Here is a 16,242-nt window from a genome sequence, read left to right as displayed (position 1 = left end):
CCGGTCTGACGAGTTCCGACTCCGTCACGACGATGTTCGGGAATTTTACAGCGAAACTCACAGCTCGAGGCCCTAATCCGAATCCGATCGACTGGCCCACGGACCAGTCGGTGCGGGACCGCCCGTCCTCTTACCCATCGGCCTCGGGTCATGGCCATCGACCCTGACCGATGAGTACGTCCCAACACCCAGTCGCGCTCCAGATGGAGCGTATCGTGGGGGGCGATGCCAGACTCCTGGCACTCGTGATGATGCTGCCGTTAGTCGACGGCGTCTTCCCCGCACTGATCCTGGCCGGTGCGCTCGACGAGCCACTCGGGGCCCTTCAGGTTGGATTGCTGATCTTCGGTGGCAGCGCCACCGTCGCGGTCATCCTCGCGGAGATGGAGGGGTCTCCCCGCGAGCAGGCGACGGTCGTCTTGCTAGTCGGGCTCCCACTGATCCTGCTGGCGGCGGTGCAGGCGGCGTTCGCCCCGGCGATCGCGAGCGTCATCGACATCGGCATCTTCGAGCGGTTCGCGGCGCTGGTCATCGCCACGATCGCGGCCCAGACCGCCAGCGCGACCATCGGCGAGTCCCTCCCCAACCCCGTCGTCGTCATCGGGTTAGGTCTGGTCGCGAGCGTCGACCCCTCGGGGGCGGAGTTCGCGGTGCTGACCGACCCCGCCCTCGTCGCGAACGCGACGCTGGCAGCGGGCGTCGGCGTCGGCTTCGCGCTGGCCATCGCGCTCTCGGGCCCCTACCTCCGGGAGTACATGGACATCGATCGGTTCCGCTTCGGCAGCGCCGTCGCCCTGGGCCTGCTCCCGCTGTCCCTGCTCGGGATGGCCTTCGGACAGGCCCCGCTGGCGGCCCTGGTCGTTGCCGGCCTCTTCGCCGTCGATATCCCCTTCCGCACGGGCGAGGACGAGGACTCGAGCGCCGACGGGAGCGCGGCCGCCAAGATGGACGCGCTGGCCGACGGCGGGGACGCGACGGAGTCGCCGGCCGTCGACGGCGAGTCCGCGGACGACGGGACCGATACGCCGGGCCGTGCCCCGTGGCTGTAGGGCGATTCTGAATCGAAACCACTTTAGGGATCATCACCCAACGAAGACTCGAGGGGTCGTGGCCAAGCCAGGCATGGCGGCTGACTCCAGAGGCAACGCGCCCGGGACGACACTCCAGACTGATATACTGATCGGGCACCTGATCAGTGTCCGTGTGATGACCCTCTGGAGTTCCGAGGCGCACCGGAGATATCAGTAGATCGGGGGTTCAAATCCCTCCGACCCCACTAAACTTCTTACTGCTCCAAAATTAGTAGCAGAGGGTTTCTTCCTTAATTTCCCGCCCTCCATGTGGTGCTTGTTTCAGTCGATCAGGGAATGGTGTCCGTAGTTGTCTCCTGTTTTCAGATGATGTTACTGTGTGAAAGTAATGTGTAGCCAGAAACACATCGACAGATTGATTGTCTTTTGATTTGAGATCATATAGTATGGTTGACTATTTGGATACTTTTATATTTGTGGCAGGGGCAGCTTTTCTGATAGTAGCGAGACAAGGACTGAAATCGGCAACTGATTGGACTGTGAAGCAAGGAATCGGGTGGGTTACGACCTCTGCTGTCCAAGAAGGGGTGTCCCGCGATGAGATCAAAGGAAATGAACAAGCTCTAGAGATAGAAAAACGGCTCAGAGATAAACTGGAGAGACGAGAGGAAGAAATATCTGATTACGAATGGATGCTCAGAAGCCTGAAGCACGATAATATATCAAAAAAGAGGATAATAGAAAAATATTGGCGTCCACTTCCTGCAATCATAATAACATTTTATAACGATTATGAAGGGAACAAGAAAGAGAAGAAGTTCCTGAAGTATCATATTCAAGAGAACAATGAGGCAGAGATGTTAACAGCAAACACATACGTGATTCCTCCAAAGGGATTTCCAGAACGATTCGAATCTCCAAACAAGGTAGGGCGCGACAAGATTCGTGACTGGATTGAGGAAGACATCTTAGCCAAACATGACAATGGAAAAGTGGTTATATGTCAAGCATCTGCTGTAGACTTGCGGAGAGTATATTCACATACAGATTACGAGACTCATAGTTTTAATCGAAAAACAATAGACCAGGCTCTGGACATAGACAAAATACTTGGTGAAAACAATGTCCATCGGATACTAGCAAGCGATGGTGTAAATCTGTCCCGGGCTATTGAGGACGGAGATATCGCATTCTTTCTCTCACATTATGTTTCAGATGATGAGCTAGAAATCATCCATGAGAATCAAAATGAAATCCGTGAACGGTTACAAGATCCATCTCTACGCAAGATCGCTACGAGTGGATTCGAGGATGAACTGACTGAAGTATTATCTGATTATATTGATGCTCCGCGTGAGGCGGCGTCAAAAGCAATAGAAGAAGCAAAATTATGGCAGAAAGAACTTCAAGCCCGATAAGCCGGTCACATCATAGGTTATCTAGGTATTGTTTCCGCGTGGTCGCTCGTTCTCCCATGTAGTTCTATCCTTCGAGTTGAGCATCGTATTCGTATTGATCGCTGGAGAGCGACTCCGAGATGGCAATATCGAACTCAAGCTCAAACGAACTCGAACTATCCCCAGTAACTGTAATCTCACGCCGTTCTGTGTAGGTGTCTCCGCCGGAGACATCGACTTGCCCGACTAACGTACTTGACTTTGAGGAGCTATTACTATTCGAGACTGAAACGGTGAGAACGACATTCCCAAACGAAGTAGTCTGGGCGTTGACGCTCTCGACGGACAGGCCGCCACCGATTCCACCAGTACCATCGCTACCAGAACACCCCGCTACTGTTGCCAGAACTCCCACACCTGCATTACTGATTACCGTTCTTCGGTTTAAACCCATGCGGGCCAATAATTCCACTCGTCTGTCTTGTTTTCTTCTATTATTGTGTGTCGCTGGATGTCGTGGACGCAAAGACGACTGTCGACGGAGCAAGTGAGGTAGTATAAACAGCGTCAGGCACACAGTCACGTCTTCAGAATACCTTCTCACAAGGATCACACGTCGATAGAATCCGATTCCCGAATATGCACACGAGTCGCGACACCTCGTGTGCATCTCTCGAGTCGATCCATCGTTTGAACCGTCGTTCGTCTCCGAGTGACCGATAGGTTCCGCTACTTTCGGGCCGGAAACGGGTCATTCAGTGCGTCGAACCCCAGTGGATTCTGGGGTCGTGTGTGGAACTATTCGAATGTGACCTGTATTGCCGACGCGTGTTCGTAATCAAATTCGAATATACGATTGTACCTCGAACTCTGAGCCACGACAATCTATTTATGTGCTGTGATATATGTTTACGCGCATGAGTATCGATCGTCTCCGCGATGACCTACTGATCGCTGTGGCATTAGCGGAGTTTTCGTACCGCCGTCAGGACACCGACTCCGAATTGGCGAGACAGGCGTGGGTTCTCGCGACTGAAACGCTGGACACGTACGACCTGGATTCGTATCAGAGCATCGACGCCCTGAGAGCGGTAGCCGAACTCGAGCCTGCTGGTGTCTCCGAGCCACCGATCGATGTGGAGTGACACGATGTGTCCGTTCTCGTGGCCGCTCGGAGTCGGTGAGACTGAGAGCCGCGTCGATCTCGCTTAGAATCCGTCCTGCGTGTCGTCCAACAGTTCGTATTCGCCACCGGCCGGCCCGCATCCCGAGCCGGTATGAACCGCCCGACGACTGCAGGCACTGTCGTTATCACCGACACTCGGCTACCCTCGGTTGAGAAACATGAGCGACGCATCCGAAACCGAACGCCGGACCCGCACCGACTACAACTCGCTCAACACCGACGTGATGCAGTGGGTCAGCGCCCTCGCGGCGCTGCTTGGCCTGTATCTGGTCGCGTCGCCGTTCCTGCTCGAGTCGACGGACGCGGCGGTCTGGAACGATACGCTGGTCGGGACGGCGATCTTCCTGACGGCCGGTTACAACTTCTACCGGCTGTCGAAGGACCGACTGGCCAGCGTCGGGGTCGCGTCGCTAACGGTCCTGCTGGGGCTGTGGGCACTCGTCTCGCCCTCGTTTATCGACATGGGCGGCAACGCGCTGGCGACCGGGACGGCGATCTCGGGGCTGCTCGTCGCGGCCCTCGCGGCGTACAACGCCTACGCCAACAATAAGGCCGACACGCCGGAGCGTGCGCGAACCCGGGCCTGAGACGGCTCGTCGTAACGGTTGTCGGGTGTAACCGCGCCCGTCCTGTGGGTGCCTCGGCAATGACTTCCGACAGTCCACGTGATCCGGTCGGTAACCGCCGTGGCTCCGCCGGATACCGGCGCTGCTCGAGTCCCCGTCGCGAGGAATCGCCGCTGCTCTCATATGCGTGGCTGTCAGTAGTACCGAATATGAGTACCCACCAAGCGGACGATGCGGCGGTACTGGTCGAACGAACGGCGGGACTGACCGCGGTCTTGGGGGCGTTCGTCATGGTTTCGACGGCGGTCTTTACCATCACCGACACGCTTGGTATCCACAACGTCCTCGTCGGTGCGCTCGTCGCCCTGCTGGCCTCGGTTCACGCCTACCGGACCGGCGAGCAGCGGTCGCCGAGCATCGTCCTCGCCGCGGTGCTGACGCTGCTCGGCGTCTGGATCGCGGCCGCTCCCTACGTGATCGATTCGTCACAGGCGCTTGCCGTCGGGATCAACGGACTGGCCGGCGTTTTCATCGCGATCCTGTCGCTGATCGGGATCTACGGGAGCGTCCGAACGACGAGCGCGTCGGCCGCGAGTGCGTAGCGTCGTCGCTGTCCACGGTCCGCCGTCGAGGTCAATGGGCCGACACTGATTTTTCGCCCGCTCGAGCGAGCGCCGACGCAGGCAGCCCGTTTCAGGCGACGAAGAAGACGGCGATGGCGACGAGGATGAACGCGGCCTTCAGCCCGACGTTGACGACGATCACCTTCGTTCCGAACGACGCACCCCAGATCCCGAACTGGAACGGGATCGAGCGCTTGACGGTGCCGATCGTCAGCGACACCAGGCCCCCGACCAGCAGCGTGATCACCGCCTGATCGGGCGTCAGGACGTCCCCGATCAGCGGCGCGACCGTGATCGCGCCGGTCGTCGGATCGACCAGCGAGACGAGGATCACCGGGACTGCCGCGCCCGGTAGGCCGAGCAGGCCGGCGATCGGGTCGACGGCCGCGGCCGGCTCGGTGATCCCGACCTCGGCAAGGGCTTCGAGGATCCGATCGGAGTACTCGAGCGCGAGAAAGACCAGCGAGTAGACGACGGCCAGTCGGGGCACGATCGATCGGAGCCGCTCGAGCGTACTCGTGCCGGCGGCGCGGAACTTGTCGCGGGTCGTCCGGACCTCTTCCTCGGGCGTCTCGGGGTCGAGTGCGTGGGGGTCGTACTCGTAGCCACGGAGGAGGACGGCACCGGCGAGCAGGCCAACGAGCGAGATGCCCAGCGAGATTCCCGCACGCGCGCCGACGTACATGAGCCCGACCTGGACCCCCAGGATGGGGACGAGGACCGGGCCGTAGTAGGTGAAGATGTGCTGGACGAAGCCGAAGAACGTGTTGATGACGACGGCGATCAGCGTCGCGCGGTCGTCCAACAGCCCCTCCTCGCGGAACTCCGCGAGCATGCCGTAGCCCGCGGTCACCGAGACGGTGTTCGTGAGGACGGCGGTGCCCACCTCCGGCGGGAGGTTCGCCGGCTCCGTGAGATAGCGCCCGACCCGGGCGACGACCGTGACGAGACCGTACTCCACCGCGAGGTTCGCCAGCCCGACGCCCGCGCCGATCAACAGCGTGATCGTCACCACGCGCGGGAGCGCTTCCTCGAGGAGGACCGAGACGACTGTCTGCACGGCGGCCAGTTTGGAGCCCGGGAGCAAAGGGCCGTCGGATCGCGCGACACTCTCCTGTCAACGAGCGTTTCTTTCGGATCGCTTTTCCCGCTGCCGGTCATCCGACGATCCATGAGCGACGACGACGTTCGCGTGACCGCACTGTGTGGCAGCCTCCGTGACGGAAGCCACACCCGGACCGCGCTCGAGCGGGCGCTTGCAGCCGCCGAGGGTGCCGGTGCGAGTACCGAATTGCTGGACCTCCGCGAGTACGAACTGCCGGTCTTCGATGCGGATCGGGACCGGGAAGACGCCGGTGACGCCGCGGCACTGGCCGCGCGGGTCCGGGATGCGGACACGGTCCTGTTGGGGTCACCGATGTATCACGGCTCGTACTCGTCGCCGCTGAAAACGGCGCTCGACTACTGCGGGTTCGACGAGTTCGAGGACACGACGGTCGGCCTGCTCGCGGTGTCGGGCGGTGCCTTCCCCGTGACGGCCCTCGAGCATATGCGGTCGGTCTGTCGGGCGCTGAACGCGTGGGTGATCCCCCACGAGGCGGCGATTCCGAACGCCGGCGACGCGTTCGACGGCGGCGAGTTCGTCGATCCGAAACTGGCTACGCGGGTCGAGACGCTGGGACGGCGGGCCGTCCAGTACGCGACGATCGAGCCGGATCCGGACTCCTTCGAGAGCGACCAGAACGTCGGTGCGGAGGGGAAGTGATCAGGAACCCAGGAGCCGCTGGAACCGGCGCTGGTGGGCGAGAACGGCCGCGAGGCCGAACGCCACCGCGCCGAGGTGGACGGCCTCGAGGCGGACGACGACCGTCGTGACCCCGAGCGAAATCGGCCCCGAGGAGAGGGTCCAGCCGGTAAACCAGGCGGAGGCCAGCAGCGCGGCGGCCCCGAGCGCCAACAGCAGGCCCGGGCCGACGAGCCAGCCCGTCCGGTAGCGTGCGTAGCGATCGCAGACGCGTCGCTCGAGGCGACACTGTGCGGTGAGGACCGCGGTCAGGACGACCGTCGCGACGGCGACGCCGGCCACGTCGCCGACCAGTTCGGCCACGAGCAGCCAGCAGATCCAGCCGCCGGTGAGCAGCAGCGGCGCGGCGAGTCGGTGCGGTTGCAGGAGATCGCCGAGGTCGCCGATCGTCGCGTCGACGACGACCGTCCTGAGGAGTGCGCCACAGAACAACACCCCGAGCCCCGCGAGCGCGGTCGTCGTCGTCCGCGAGCCGACGACTAACCCGAACCAGAGCCCGACTCCGAGCGTTTCCACGGCCGCGGCCGAGAGCGCGGCCGTCACCCCAACCACGCGTCGTCGCGTCGTCCGGCCGAGGACCTCCGTCCGGCGGATAACGCTCATGTCCGGTCGTCTTTCGGGGGAGCCCTTTCGTTATGGAACCCGTTCGACGCGGCGACCCGCGGGAAAGCGGCCGACGCAGTTTTATAGGTCGGGAAGGGTCGGCTTTCCCGCCCCTCGAGGGAGGCCGGATCGACGCGCGAGGATCGTACCGCCCTCGCTGGCCGTCGGGACCGTCGTCCGTCTCCCTGCCCGGTCGAGACGCGGCCGCGCGATCGATGGGTGGGTCGGCGGCGGCGTTCGCGAGCCGTCTCGCCGGGTGGGAGTCTCGGCTCGCGTTCCGAGCCGATCGTAGTCGGTCGTCCGTCGCGGCCGCGCCCGCAAGGCCGGTGGTCGGGCCGACGGTAGACGTCGGTTGTCCCCTCGCTCCGAACGGTTAGCCGGTGTCTAACGCGAGCGGATCGTGTCCGAATCGAGGGAAACGGTGGATAGAACTATGTACGGCGGTGTGGTCGTGGCGGATTATGCCCGAGACGGAGCAACAGGACAGGACGCTATCGGAACTCGTCGTCAAGGAAGCGATCACCAAGGGGATGGACTCGCCGCTGCGCGAGTCGATCCTCGAGGCCGTCGAGGAGTCGGAGGGCGGACGCTCCGGCGGGCGGCTGCCGCTTGCGGGGGCCCTGTTCGGCCTCGGTGCGGCGCTTGGCTTTCTGGCGGGGCGGAACTCACCGGAACTCGAGGAGTCGCCGATCGAGGACATCGAGGAACCCGAGATCATCGAGGACGTGATGGAGACGACGACCGGAACGAGCGAAACGGGCGAGGAAACGACCGAGACGGACGAAACCGGGGGCGGCTCCTCGGTGCTGCCGCGGCTCCTGCTTGGCGTTGGACTGCTTGCTGGGGCCGCGATCCTCCGTCGTCGACTCGCCGGCGACGAGGAGGCCGAATGGGAGCCGATCGAGGAGTTCGAACCCGCCACTGGTGGCGAGGGCGACGAACCCGAGGAAGCCGAGGCCGAGTCGGGGAACGAAGAGACCGAAGAGTAAGCCGCGAGTCGATCCCGATCCCTTTTTCGACGCCGTCCGTTTGCGCCCGCGACCGGTCCGGCAGCGTCGCCGCCGCGGCTCGCGGTCGCGGCGGTGACGAAGGAGCTAAGGGCGCGACGTGGACAGTGTGTAGCCAATGGAAACGACCCACCGCGTGTTCGTCGGCGACGCCCGCGACCTCTCCGCGGTCGACGACGCGTCCGTCGAACTCGTCGTCACGTCCCCGCCCTATCCGATGATCGAGATGTGGGACGACCTCTTTACAGATCTCGATCCGGCCGTCGGGGACGCGTTAGACGCCGGCGACGGGCGGGCGGCGTTCGAGGCGATGCACGCCCAACTCGATCGGGTCTGGGACGAACTCGAGCGGGTGTTGGTCGACGGCGGGATCGCCTGTATCAACGTGGGGGACGCGACCCGATCGGTCGACGACAGCTTCCGGGTCTACCCGAACCACGCCCGCGTCCTCTCGGCGTTCGAGGAGCGGGGGTTCGATCCGCTGCCGGACGTCCTCTGGCGCAAGCCGGCCAACAGCGCGGCCAAGTTCATGGGCAGCGGGATGATCCCGCCCAACGCCTACGTCACGCTGGAACACGAGTACGTCCTGGTCTTTCGGAAGGGCGGGGAACGCCGGTCGTTCGAGCCGGGGGCCGACCGCCGGTACGAGGCCGCCTACTTCTGGGAGGAACGCAACCGCTGGTTCTCCGACGTCTGGACGGAGGTCACCGGCGAGCTACAGGCGCTCGAGGACGACGAACTCCGGGAGCGGTCCGCGGCCTACCCCCTCGAGATCCCCTACCGGCTGATCTGTATGTATTCGGCCTACGAAGACACCGTTCTCGACCCCTTCTGGGGGACCGGAACGACGACGCTGGCGGCGATGTGTGCCGGCCGCAACTCCGTGGGGGTCGAACTCGAGTCGGCGTTCCTCGAGACCTTCGACGATCGCCTCGGGGAGGTACCGGCGCTCTCCCGGTCGGTCGGCCGGACGCGACTCGAGCGCCACCGCGAGTTCGTCGAGCGCCGCCGCGAGGCGGGCGAGTCACTCGAGTACGAGGCCGATCGCTACGAGACGCCGGTCGTGACGGCGATGGAACGGGAGATTCGGCTGTGGGAGGTTTCCGAGGTCGTGGACACCGACGACGGGTACCGCGCCGAACACGCGCCGCTCTCCCTCGAGTAGGCGAGCCGACCGGCGCGAGCGAACCGGCGCCGGAACCGACACGAGTTTTTTACGCGCTGCGCTCCCAGCAGGGGTATGACACGCGGTTTCACGGCGACCGAACCGACGCCGGTTCGCGCGCTCGTCGTCGGTTCGTCCGAGTGGGCCCGGTCGACGGCGGAGTTCGCCGACGAACGGCTGACGGTGACGGGGCCGGTCACGGGGGTCGACGACCTCGCCGACGATCGACTCGAGGCGGCCGACTGCGTCCTGACCGACGACCCGACCGTCGTCGACGAACTCGCCGGGTCGTGTCCGGTCGTCTACGCCCTCGACCCGACGGGAGACGAATCGATCGACGACGTCCGGCGAGGGGCGACCGACGTGATCGCCGCGACGACCGCCCGGAACCCGGCGCTGCTGGCTCATCGGCTCGAGCGGGCGGTCGCCACCGACGCGCGGGCAGCGACGGCGGACGGACCGCCCGTTCGTGGGCCGGAGTGGTACCGGATCATTCTCGAGTACTCCTCGGAAGTGGTACTCACGATCGAGGCCGACGGGGAGATATCCTACGCCAGCCCGGCGGTCGAAGTCGCCGGTGGCTACGATCCCACCGCCCTCCGTGGCGATCACTATCTCGATCACGTCCACGAGGACGATACGGCGGCGGTCGCGGCCGAGTTCGAGGCGGTCCGCGAGGCCGACCTGGGCACCTCCCGGTCCGTCGAGTACACGTGCCAGCACGCCGACGGCGCGTGGTACGTCCACGAGGCCGTCCTCACCAACCGGCTCGGGGACGGCGTCGTCGACGGCGTCGTCGCGTCGATCCGGGATATCACGGAGTACCACCGCATCGAGCGGGAACTGAGCGAGTCGTTCAAACGCGTCACCGACGCCTTCTACGCCCTCGATTCGGACTGGGAATTCACCTACGTCAACGATCGCGCCCTCGAGATCCTCTCTACCGACCGCTCCGAGTTGCTCGGCCGACACATCCTCGAGGTGTTCCCGGAAATGACCGGGACGGCGTTTCAGTCCGCGGCCACCGAAGCGATGGCCGAGCAGGAGTCCCGGACCGTCGAGGGCTACCTCGACGCCTACGACGCGTGGATCGAGGCGCGGATCTACCCGTCGCCGTCGGGGATGTCGGTCTACTGGCGGGACGTCACCGACCGCGTCCAGCGAAAGCGGGACCTGACCGAACGGACCGAGCGACTACAGACGTTGGTCGAGAACGCACCGATCGTCCTGTTCGTCCTCGACGAGGACGGGACGTTCACGCTCTCGGAGGGGCGCGGGCTCGCGAACCTCGGCACCGATGCCGGCGAGGTCGTCGGTGACTCCTTTTTCGACCAGCTCGGGGACTATCCGGACATCTGTGACGACGCGAGACGTGCCCTCGAGGGCGCGGACGTCCACTCCCGGCGGGAACTCTCGGACCGGGTCTTCGAGATGTGGTATCGACCGATCACCAACGGCGGCGACGTCGACCGCGTGATCGGCGTCGCAAGCGACATCACCGAACGGGTACAGTATCAAGAGGCGCTCAACGGACTCCACGAGGCGAGCAGCCATCTGTTGAGCGTCGACTCGAAGGCAGCCGCCTGCGAGTCCATCGTCGAGGTCGCGACCGACGTTCTCGACCTCGACAGCGTCGTCTACCGGTTCGACGAGCGCGCGAACGAACTCCGGCCGGCGGCCCACGCGTCGGCGTTCGAGTCGACCTTCGGTTCGCCGCCACGGATCGAGCCGGACGGGAGCATCGTTTGGGAGACGTTCGTGAACGGCGAGACGGCGATCTACGACGACACTCGAGATTCGACCGCGGTGTCCGACGAAGAAACGGCCGCACGGAGCGTCCTCTCCGTCCCGCTGGGCGAACACGGCGTGGTCGTCGCGCTGTCGACCGACCCGGCCGCCTACGACGACGAGACGGTCGAACTCGCGGAGCTGTTCGCTCGAGCCGCGGAGGCGGCGCTCGATCGGATCGGCCGGACGCGTCGGCTCCGCGACCGCGAACGCGAACTCGAGGCACAGAACCGCCACCTCGAGCGGCTTAACGACGCCAACGAGATCCGGCAGGGGATCGAGGAACTCCTGTTGAAGGCGGACTCCCGGGCCGAGATCGAACGCGGCGTCCCCCGGCGGCTGGCCGCCCTCGAGTCGTGTTCGCTGGCCTGGTTCGGGGAGCCCGACCCCGGCGGGAACCACCTGCAGGTGCGGGCCAGTGAGGGGGCCGATCGGGGGTATCTCGAGGCGGTGACGGCGACGACGGTCGACGATTCGGCGGCCGAACCCGCGGGGCGGGCGGCGCGAACGCAGGCCCCGGTCTACGTCGAGAACGTCGCCGACGCGGTCCACGACGGGGAGTGGCGACGGAAGGCGCTCTCCCGGAACTTCCAGTCGGTGTATGCGGTCCCGCTGGTCTACGACGGGTTCTGCTACGGTGTCGTCTCGATCTATGGCGAGGAGCGCGACGCCGTCGACGAGACGCTTCGCTCGATGCTGTCGGAACTCGGCGAGACGATCGCCTACGCGATCGACGCCGTCAAACGCAAGAACGCGCTGTTCGGCGACGACCGCACCGAGGTCGAACTCGCAGTCGCAGCCGACACGACGCTGTGTCAGTTGGCGGCGCGTCTCGGATCGCCCGTGAGATACGAGGGGGCGACGGCACCGGACGAGGGGCCACAGCTCGTCTTCGCAGCGATCGAAGGGCCGATCGACGATCCCGCATCGGCCGTCGACCTCGCCGCGGTCGACGGGATTAGCGAGATCACGACGATCGCCGACCACGAGGGGGAGACGCTCGTCCAGCTCCGGATGACCGATTCGTTCCTCGGCTCGATCGCCGGGACCCACGGCGCGCGGCTGCGCGAGTTCTCGGTCGACGAGTCGGGCGGTCGCGCCGTCGTCGACGTTCCCGATGCCGTCGAGATCCGTGAACTGCTTGCCGACATCACCCGCAGCGGTCCCTCGGTGTCGATGGTCGCGCGACGTGAGGCCCCGACCGACGACCCCGAGACGGTCGGCGGGGCCACGCGGACGGTCCTCCTCGAGTCCTTTACTGATCGCCAGCGAGAGGTCGTCCAGACGGCCTATCACGGCGGGTTCTTCGAGTGGCCGCGTCGAGCGACCGGCGAGGAGATCGCCGACTCGCTTGATATCTCTTCGCCCGCGTTTCACAAGCACGTTCGGTCGGCCGAGCGGAAGCTGTTCGCGGCGCTCTTCGACGGGACGACCACGGAGGAGGTTAATTGATTAACCACGTCGTGAAATCACCATTATACAGTTAACGATCAAGCTCTTTACAACGACTCGTGAATCGGGGGACGAGTTCCCATCGACCGCATTGGGGGTACGATACATGACTGAAACGAGTTCACCATCACAGTCGACCGCACACCGGGATCACTACGCCGTCCAATACGATAGACTCGACGACGAACCGCTCAGCGTTACCGTCGCGGACGCCGTCGCAACGTACAAGGGGGTCGAGGTCACGGATCTCGAGCCGCTTCACTACTCGATCAACGCCGACGCGCTCGAGCGACTGTTCGAACCGCGGACGGACGGTCTCCGATCCAACGGCTCGGTGACGTTCGAGTACAGCGACTGTCTCGTCACGGTCACGGCGGACGGCGAGATCCGGGTTGCATCGGTCTGAGGCGCTGCCGAGTCCTTCTTCTCCGGGGCGGTCGTCCGATACCGACCGCGTCCGGGCCGGGATATCCCACAACGGTAAGCGGGTGGCGGCCCAAGCCAGCGCATGGCGAGTCGAATCCTCGTGCCGACCGACGGAAGCGACGCCGCGACGGCCGCCCTCGAACACGCGCTCGATATCGCGGCCGACCGGGAACTAACGGTCCACCTGCTTACGGTCGCGGACACGAACCAACCGAGCATCACGCGCCTCGGCACCGAGGTCGTCGACGCCCTCGAGCTGGAGGGTTCGGAGATCGTCTCGGACGCCGCCGAGCGAGCCGACGAACGGGGCGTCTCGTACGTGAAGGACGTCACCCAGGGCGACCCGCGGGACGTGATCGTCGAGTACGCGACCGGCGACGAGTTCGACCGCGTGGCGATGGGGACCCATGGTCGGCGCGGGCTCGGGGAGTACGTCCTCGGGAACGTCACCGATCACGTCGTGAACCGAAGCGACGTACCGGTCTTGACCGTTCGTGCGGCCGAGGACGCGAGGGCGACCTACCCCTACGAGAACGTGCTGGTACCGACCGACGGAAGCGACCACGCGACGGCCGCGCTCGAGGAAGCCGCGTCGATCGCCGCCGACTGCGGCGCGACCGTCCACCTGCTGTCTGTCGTCGACGAACTCCCGGAGGTCCTCGATACGGGGTCGGCCGCCCTCTCCGCGGGCGTTGAGGAGAACGTCCAGGCGGTCCTCGACGAGGCCGCGGCGACCGCCCGAGAAGCCGGTGTCGACGACGTGACGACGACGATCGCGTCGGGATCGGTCGCCCGGGAGATCACGGCCGCAGCCGACTCCACGGCCGCGGATCTCATCGTGATGGGGACCCACGGCCACACCGGTCTCGATCGACACCTGCTCGGCAGTTTCACCGAGCGGGTGATGCGTACCTCGCCGGTTCCGGTTCTCACGACACGCCTCGCTGCTGATCGGGACTGACTGCCCACGAGATACTGAAACGGGCTGAAATCACCGCCCTGAATCGGTTAGAAAAGGTACTAGTGTCTCGACTCTGAACCGGAAGGCAATGGTTCCCCAGACAGTACCCGCAGTGGTGATCGAACCGTGACCGAGCGCTCGCTGCCGTCGGCCGGGGACGTCCGGTCGGGACTCGGTAGCGTCCGGGCCGCACTCTCCCGGAACCGGCTCCGAGTCGCGTTCGTCGTCCTGATTCTCGTCTCGGCGGCCGTCGTCGCAAGCGCCGCGGGTGAGGGCGTCTCGACGGCGTCGAAGGCAGACGTCCCGGACGCCCCGCCAACCGATAACCACACGGTCGTCACCGAGTCCGGTCGCGCCGGCACGATCACGGCGTACCAGCCCAACGGCGAGGTCCTCTACTACAACAACTCGCGGACGAAGTACTTCGACGCCGATCCCGTCGAGGGCGATCCGTTGACCGTCGAGTACGCCGCGACGGATACCCTCCACACCGAGGGGCCCAACTGCGGCGCTCCGCCGTGTACGCGTAACGTTATCGAGCGCGCCGACCTCGAGACCGGCGAAGTCGAGGTCCTCTACGAGCGCTACGACTACAAGGAGTACGCCGGCGAGTGGCACGACGTCGACCGCATCAACGAGAGTCACTTCGTCGTCGCGGACATGGTCGCCGACCAGGTGTTCATCGTGAACACGGAAACCGAAGTCGTCGAGTGGCTCTGGGACGCACAAAGCGACTTCCCGCTCGAGGGCGGTCACTCCTGGCCCCGCGACTGGGCCCACATCAACGACGTCGAGTATATCGAGGAGGGTCAGATGGAAGGGCGCATCATGGCCAGCCTGCGCAATCAGGACCAGGTCGTCTTCCTCGACCGCGAGGAGGGACTGCTCGAGGACTGGACGCTCGGCAGCGAGAACGAGTACGACGTCCTCCACGAGCAGCACAACCCCGACTACATCCCCGAGAGTCAGGGCGGACCGGCGGTCCTCGTGGCGGACTCCGAGAACGCCCAGATCAAGGAGTTCCAGCGCGAGGACGGCGAGTGGACCCAGACCTGGCAGTGGGAGGACGATCGGATCCAGTGGCCCCGCGATGCCGATCGACTGCCCAACGGCAACACGCTGATCTCCGACACCCACGGCAACCGCGTCATCGAGGTCAACCAGTCGGGTGAGATCGTCTGGGAAGTCGGGTCGTCGCTCCCCTACGAGGCCGAACGCCTCGAGACCGGCGACGAAAGCGCGGGTGGGGAAAGCGCCCAGTCGCTCGGCCTCGAGAACCGCACCGCGGCCGACACCGGCGGAGGCGGCGGTGACGGCGGCGGTGGCTTCGGTTTCAACCCGCTCGCCTTCCTCGGCGATCTCATCGAGTCGATCCTGCCACACCGGATCTACAACGCCCTCCTGTTCGTGAGTCCGGTCTGGATGGGGTCGACCGAGTTCGCCGCCATCGGCGTCGCCCTCTTCTCGGGGCTGGCGTGGATCGCCCTCGAGATCAGGTGGAAGCTCCGGGACGCCGGCGTCCGGTTCCGGCTGCCGTTCTACCGGACCCGAAGCGAGTAGTCGATCGGAGCCGCGACCCGTCACGCGGTCTCAGAACTCCCCTCTCGTCTATTCTCTCTCGCTGTGTCACCGCTGCTCGCGTAATCTCTCGAGCGGCGACTACAGCGCTAACAGGTGCCCGCCGAGCAGGTACAGCGCCGCGAGGATCGACTGGAAGGACAGCGACCCGACCGCCGACAGGGCGAGAAACGCTTTCGCGTCCATCTCCGAGAGGCCCGCGGGGACGGTCAGCAGTCCGCGAACGAACAGCATCGTGTTGCTCACCGGGACCGCGATCGCACCCCAGCGGTCGAACCAGCCGTCGAACCGCTCGAGGCGCGACTCGGTGAGCGGGAACCACCGCTTCTGGAGGACGTACTCCCGACCCGCCCGCCGGACGAGGAGGAACAGGAGGAGCTGGCCGACCGTCGTTCCGACGACCGCGATCGCGACGATCGTGACCGCCTTCGGGATCGTCGACCCGATCAGCGCCAGCGCGGCCGGCACGACGAGTTCGCTCGGCATGAACCGCAACAGCATCGCTCCCTCGAGAACGCAGATTCCCAACAGGACGGCGAACGCGAGTTCCGACGTCAGCATCGACTCGAGCCAGGACGGCGTCCCCTCGAGTTGCAACGGACCCATTAGCGGTCCGTATTCGACCCCGAATGTAAGTCCTGTTGGTTCGGCCGAT

General features: G+C 64.7%; 15 protein-coding genes and 1 tRNA gene. 13 read left to right on the top strand and 3 right to left on the bottom strand.

Translation table 11 applies throughout. The annotated features are described in order from the left end of the window. Window positions 1-170: 170 nt before the first annotated feature. The 6 genes from NP511_RS01345 (at window position 171) to NP511_RS01320 (ending at window position 4,782) form a co-directional block, all read left to right on the top strand. A complete protein-coding gene (locus NP511_RS01345) occupies window positions 171-1,049 on the top strand; it encodes a DUF5794 domain-containing protein (RefSeq protein ID WP_049966838.1) in 879 nt (292 codons plus the stop codon). 52 nt (window positions 1,050-1,101) lie between these two features. After that, a tRNA-Trp gene (locus tag NP511_RS01340) sits at window positions 1,102-1,276 on the top strand. A gap of 201 nt (window positions 1,277-1,477) precedes the next feature. Continuing rightward, the gene (locus NP511_RS01335; protein ID WP_136396923.1) at window positions 1,478-2,449 is read left to right on the top strand and encodes a hypothetical protein; all 972 of its coding nucleotides are present in this window, start codon (window positions 1,478-1,480) and stop codon (window positions 2,447-2,449) included. A gap of 896 nt (window positions 2,450-3,345) precedes the next feature. Beyond that, entirely contained in the window at window positions 3,346-3,573 is a 228-nt protein-coding gene (locus tag NP511_RS01330; protein ID WP_233274373.1) for a hypothetical protein, read from the top strand. Between the two features lie 199 nt (window positions 3,574-3,772). Beyond that, the gene (locus NP511_RS01325; protein WP_049966836.1) at window positions 3,773-4,201 is read left to right on the top strand and encodes an SPW repeat domain-containing protein; all 429 of its coding nucleotides are present in this window, start codon (window positions 3,773-3,775) and stop codon (window positions 4,199-4,201) included. A 188-nt stretch (window positions 4,202-4,389) separates the two neighbouring features. Then, window positions 4,390-4,782 (top strand): SPW repeat domain-containing protein, encoded by a 393-nt coding sequence (locus NP511_RS01320; RefSeq protein ID WP_049966835.1) that lies wholly within the window; start codon window positions 4,390-4,392, stop codon window positions 4,780-4,782. A gap of 91 nt (window positions 4,783-4,873) precedes the next feature. Here the strand turns inward: NP511_RS01320 and NP511_RS01315 are convergent, their stop codons facing one another. Further along, window positions 4,874-5,863, bottom strand: a complete 990-nt coding sequence (locus NP511_RS01315) for a nucleoside recognition protein (protein ID WP_049906057.1) — start codon at window positions 5,861-5,863, stop codon at window positions 4,874-4,876. A 111-nt stretch (window positions 5,864-5,974) separates the two neighbouring features. Here NP511_RS01315 and NP511_RS01310 point away from each other — a divergent pair, with 111 nt between their 5' ends. Further along, the gene (locus NP511_RS01310) at window positions 5,975-6,568 is read left to right on the top strand and encodes an NADPH-dependent FMN reductase (RefSeq protein ID WP_049966834.1); all 594 of its coding nucleotides are present in this window, start codon (window positions 5,975-5,977) and stop codon (window positions 6,566-6,568) included. Here NP511_RS01310 and NP511_RS01305 read toward each other — a convergent pair whose 3' ends face one another. Continuing rightward, window positions 6,569-7,210 (bottom strand): hypothetical protein, encoded by a 642-nt coding sequence (locus NP511_RS01305; protein WP_049966833.1) that lies wholly within the window; start codon window positions 7,208-7,210, stop codon window positions 6,569-6,571. It lies immediately after the preceding gene. Window positions 7,211-7,671: 461 nt separating this feature from the next. Between NP511_RS01305 and NP511_RS01300 the strand changes: the two genes are divergently transcribed. From NP511_RS01300 to NP511_RS01275, 6 genes are all read left to right on the top strand, one after another. Then, the gene (locus tag NP511_RS01300; protein WP_049966832.1) at window positions 7,672-8,199 is read left to right on the top strand and encodes a hypothetical protein; all 528 of its coding nucleotides are present in this window, start codon (window positions 7,672-7,674) and stop codon (window positions 8,197-8,199) included. A 136-nt stretch (window positions 8,200-8,335) separates the two neighbouring features. Further along, window positions 8,336-9,382, top strand: a complete 1,047-nt coding sequence (locus tag NP511_RS01295; RefSeq protein ID WP_049966831.1) for a DNA-methyltransferase — start codon at window positions 8,336-8,338, stop codon at window positions 9,380-9,382. A 75-nt stretch (window positions 9,383-9,457) separates the two neighbouring features. Further along, window positions 9,458-12,622 carry a PAS domain S-box protein gene (locus tag NP511_RS01290; protein ID WP_049966830.1) on the top strand — a complete coding sequence of 1,055 codons (3,165 nt, stop codon included), beginning with the start codon at window positions 9,458-9,460 and terminating at the stop codon, window positions 12,620-12,622. Window positions 12,623-12,728: 106 nt separating this feature from the next. Then, on the top strand, window positions 12,729-13,028 hold the full coding sequence (ddfA, locus tag NP511_RS01285) for a DdfA family disk-determining factor (protein WP_006651211.1): 300 nt from the start codon (window positions 12,729-12,731) through the stop codon (window positions 13,026-13,028). Between the two features lie 102 nt (window positions 13,029-13,130). Then, window positions 13,131-14,009, top strand: coding sequence for a universal stress protein (locus NP511_RS01280; RefSeq protein ID WP_049966829.1), 879 nt, complete (start codon window positions 13,131-13,133; stop codon window positions 14,007-14,009). A 126-nt stretch (window positions 14,010-14,135) separates the two neighbouring features. Further along, window positions 14,136-15,569, top strand: coding sequence for an aryl-sulfate sulfotransferase (locus NP511_RS01275; protein ID WP_049966828.1), 1,434 nt, complete (start codon window positions 14,136-14,138; stop codon window positions 15,567-15,569). A gap of 99 nt (window positions 15,570-15,668) precedes the next feature. Here the strand turns inward: NP511_RS01275 and NP511_RS01270 are convergent, their stop codons facing one another. Further along, window positions 15,669-16,193 carry a DedA family protein gene (locus tag NP511_RS01270; RefSeq protein ID WP_049966827.1) on the bottom strand — a complete coding sequence of 175 codons (525 nt, stop codon included), beginning with the start codon at window positions 16,191-16,193 and terminating at the stop codon, window positions 15,669-15,671. Window positions 16,194-16,242 lie beyond the last annotated feature (49 nt).

Source organism: Natrinema thermotolerans (assembly GCF_031165565.1).
Classification (GTDB): Archaea; Halobacteriota; Halobacteria; order Halobacteriales; family Natrialbaceae; genus Natrinema; species Natrinema thermotolerans.
This window is presented reverse-complemented; position numbering and strand designations above follow the sequence as displayed.